This window comes from Micromonospora maritima, from assembly GCF_902825405.1.
Classification (GTDB): Bacteria; Actinomycetota; Actinomycetes; order Mycobacteriales; family Micromonosporaceae; genus Micromonospora; species Micromonospora maritima.
Map to the genome: position 1 here is coordinate 1 of NZ_CADEAU010000622.1, position 2,773 is coordinate 2,773.

Sequence of the window (2,773 nt, forward strand, 5' to 3'; positions counted from 1 at the left end):
CCGCGAGCAGCGCCAGGCAGCCCAGCGCCACCACCCGGGCGACCCGGCCCGGCGGGCGCCGGGGCGACGCCGGGAGCGGCTCGTCGCCGTCCTCACCGTGCCGCATCTCGCCCAGGTCGATGACCGCGCTCACGGCAGCCGCCGCACCGCGAAGTCGCCGTCGCCGTCGCGGCACACCACGAGCGCGCGGCTGGCCGAGCAGTCGACGCCGGACAGCACGCTCCGGACCGGGAGCACGCCACCGGGCAGGTCCGGCTCGGCGAGGAGCAGCCGCCCGTCACGCAGCAGCCGGGTCAGGAACAGCCGGTCGCCGAAGTCGTAGGGCGGGACCACCCTCCAACCGGAGAACTCGGCGACGAGCCGCCCGTCGCTCCCGTTCAGCACCGCCAGGTGGTCGTCGCCGCGGTCACCGGCCCCGACGAGCAGCCGCCCGCCGTCCGCCCTCAGCACACCCGCCCACCGGTCCACCGTCCACCGGACCGCACCGGTGGCCGGGTCGAGCGCCCACATGCCGCCGGTCTGCCGGCTGGCGCAGAGCAGGCCACCGCAGGTGTCCACCCCGTCCACCAGCGGCAATTCCGCGGTCCACCGCGGCCGGAGCGTCGCCCCCTGGTAGGCCGTGACGCCGTCCTCCCGGATCTCCAGCACCAGGTCGCCGGGGGTCAGGACCCGCCGCTGGGTGGGCGGCTCCCCCGGATGCAGGTCGCGGGCGGCCAGTCGGTCGCCGGTGACCGCGTCCAGCACCACGGTCTCACCGGCCTCCGGCACCACCACCAGACGTTCGACCCCCGACGGCCCGAGGACGAACCGCAGGTCCTCGGTCGCGGGTGCGGCCCACAGTATGCGGCCGTCGGCCACCGCCACCCGGCGCGCCTCCTGCGGACCCACCGTGCTCGTCGGTTGGAGCAGGAGCGCGTCACCGGACGGGTAGGCGAGCGCGGGCTGCCGCCAGCTGAGCCGGCCGGTGGCCGTCTCGTAGACCACCGTCTGCCAGGCCTGGTCGGGCCCGTTCGGTCCGACGGCCAGCACCCGGTCGCCCATCTCCCACACCGAGACGACCTCGCCCGGGCTCGGCAGCCGGCTCCGCCAGCGCTCCCTACCCGCCCGGTAGGCGACCACCTCCCGGAGCGCGCCGGGCCGCCAGTCCAGCGGCCGGACCACGTACACCCGGTCGCCGGAGACGAAGGCGGACGCCCCGGTGCCGCCCGGCACCGTCCACTGCGCGGGGCGCGCCGGCGGCGTCGCGGACGCGAGCGTGACAAGCGCCACCAGCAGCACCACCAGGACGCGGACCAGCCGGCCGACCGCACGCGGCGCCCGGCCCGGCGCGTCGGACGCGACGTCGTCCCGCAGCTCACCCAGATCGATGACGGCCACGACCACCCCTCTCCGCGCCGCCGGACCGTCGCCCGGCCGTGACCGGAACACGGCCGGGCCGCCTGTACGATGGCCCGTCGTGGCCGTGCCGGTGGTGGACCCCTCGCTGAACTCCTCGTCCGTCGAGGTCGACACCGGCGTGTCGGATCCGCCGCGTCGGCCCCGTCGCCGACCGGCCCGCGCCGACGTGCTGGCCATCGGAGCCTATGCGCTGCTCGGTGTTCTCGTCTGCCTCAACTACTGGGGCGACGTGCAGCACCGCGTCTCCTCGCACCTGCCGACCGACCACAGCTGGTTCGAGTGGCTGTTCGCGCACGGCGCCTACTCGGTGCGCCACCTGGAGAATCCGCTGTTCACCGCCCGGCAGAACGCGCCGGACGGGGTGAACATGATGGCGAACACCTCGCTGCTCGGGGTGACGCTGCCGTTGGCGCCGCTGACCATGCTGCTCGGCCCGCAGGTGATGTACGCGCTCTACCTCGGCGCGGCGTTGTCGGCGACCGCCGCCACCGCGTACTGGACGCTGTCGCGGCACCTGGTCCGCTCCCGCGGCGCGGCGTTCGTCGGCGGGGCGTTCCTCGGCTTCGCCCCGGGCATCGTGCACCACGCCAACGGTCAGCCCAACTTCGTGTCGAACTTCCTGCTCCCGCTGATCGTCTGCCGGGTGCTGCGCCTCGGCGAGCCGGGCCGGTGGCGGCGCAACGGGCTGGCGCTCGGGCTGCTGGTGGCGTACCAGATCTTCATCAACGAGGAGATGTTGCTGCTCACCGCGCTGGCCTGCCTGGTCGTCGTGGTGGCGTACGCGGTGCAGCGCCCGCGCGCCACGTGGGAGCGGGCGGGCACGTTCCTGGCCGCGATCGGGGTCGGCGGCGGGGTGGCGCTGCTGCTCACCGCGTACCCGATCTGGTTCCAGTTCAACGGCCCGCAGTCCTACCGCGGCCTGCAGGGCGGGGTCTTCCACAACTGGGGTGAGGACCTGATGGCCTTCGTCACCTTCGCCCGGGACACCGTCGCCGGGGACGAGGCGGTGGAGAAGACCATCGGGCTGACCGAGCAGAACACCTGGTTCGGCTGGCCGCTGGTGCTGGTCGGGCTGGTCGCGCTGGCGTTCCTGGTGCGCCGGTCGGTGCCGGCCCGGATCCTGGCCGTGCTGGTGGTCGTCTTCACGGTCGCCTCGATCGGGCCGAAGGTGCGCTTCGACGGGGTGGAGACCGACGTCGACGGCCCCTGGGCGTACGTGCCGGACGACCTGCCGCTTGTCGAGATGATGATGCCGACCCGGCTGAGCCTGGTGGTGGTCGGCGCGGTGGGCGTGCTGCTGGCGCTCGCCTGGGACGCCCTGGCCCGCGCCGGCCGTTCCCCGGTGCCCGCCCCGCGCACCGGCGGCGAGACCGCG

General features: G+C 74.8%; 2 protein-coding genes. One reads left to right on the forward strand and one right to left on the reverse strand.

Going from position 1 to position 2,773, the window contains the following annotated elements:
- Positions 1-129: 129 nt before the first annotated feature.
- The gene (locus HUW36_RS30075) at positions 130-1,377 is read right to left on the reverse strand and encodes an outer membrane protein assembly factor BamB family protein (protein ID WP_174531181.1); all 1,248 of its coding nucleotides are present in this window, start codon (positions 1,375-1,377) and stop codon (positions 130-132) included.
- A gap of 79 nt (positions 1,378-1,456) precedes the next feature.
- Between HUW36_RS30075 and HUW36_RS30080 the strand changes: the two genes are divergently transcribed.
- Positions 1,457-2,773: DUF6311 domain-containing protein (locus HUW36_RS30080; RefSeq protein WP_246248393.1), on the forward strand; the 1,317-nt coding region annotated here is incomplete at its 3' end.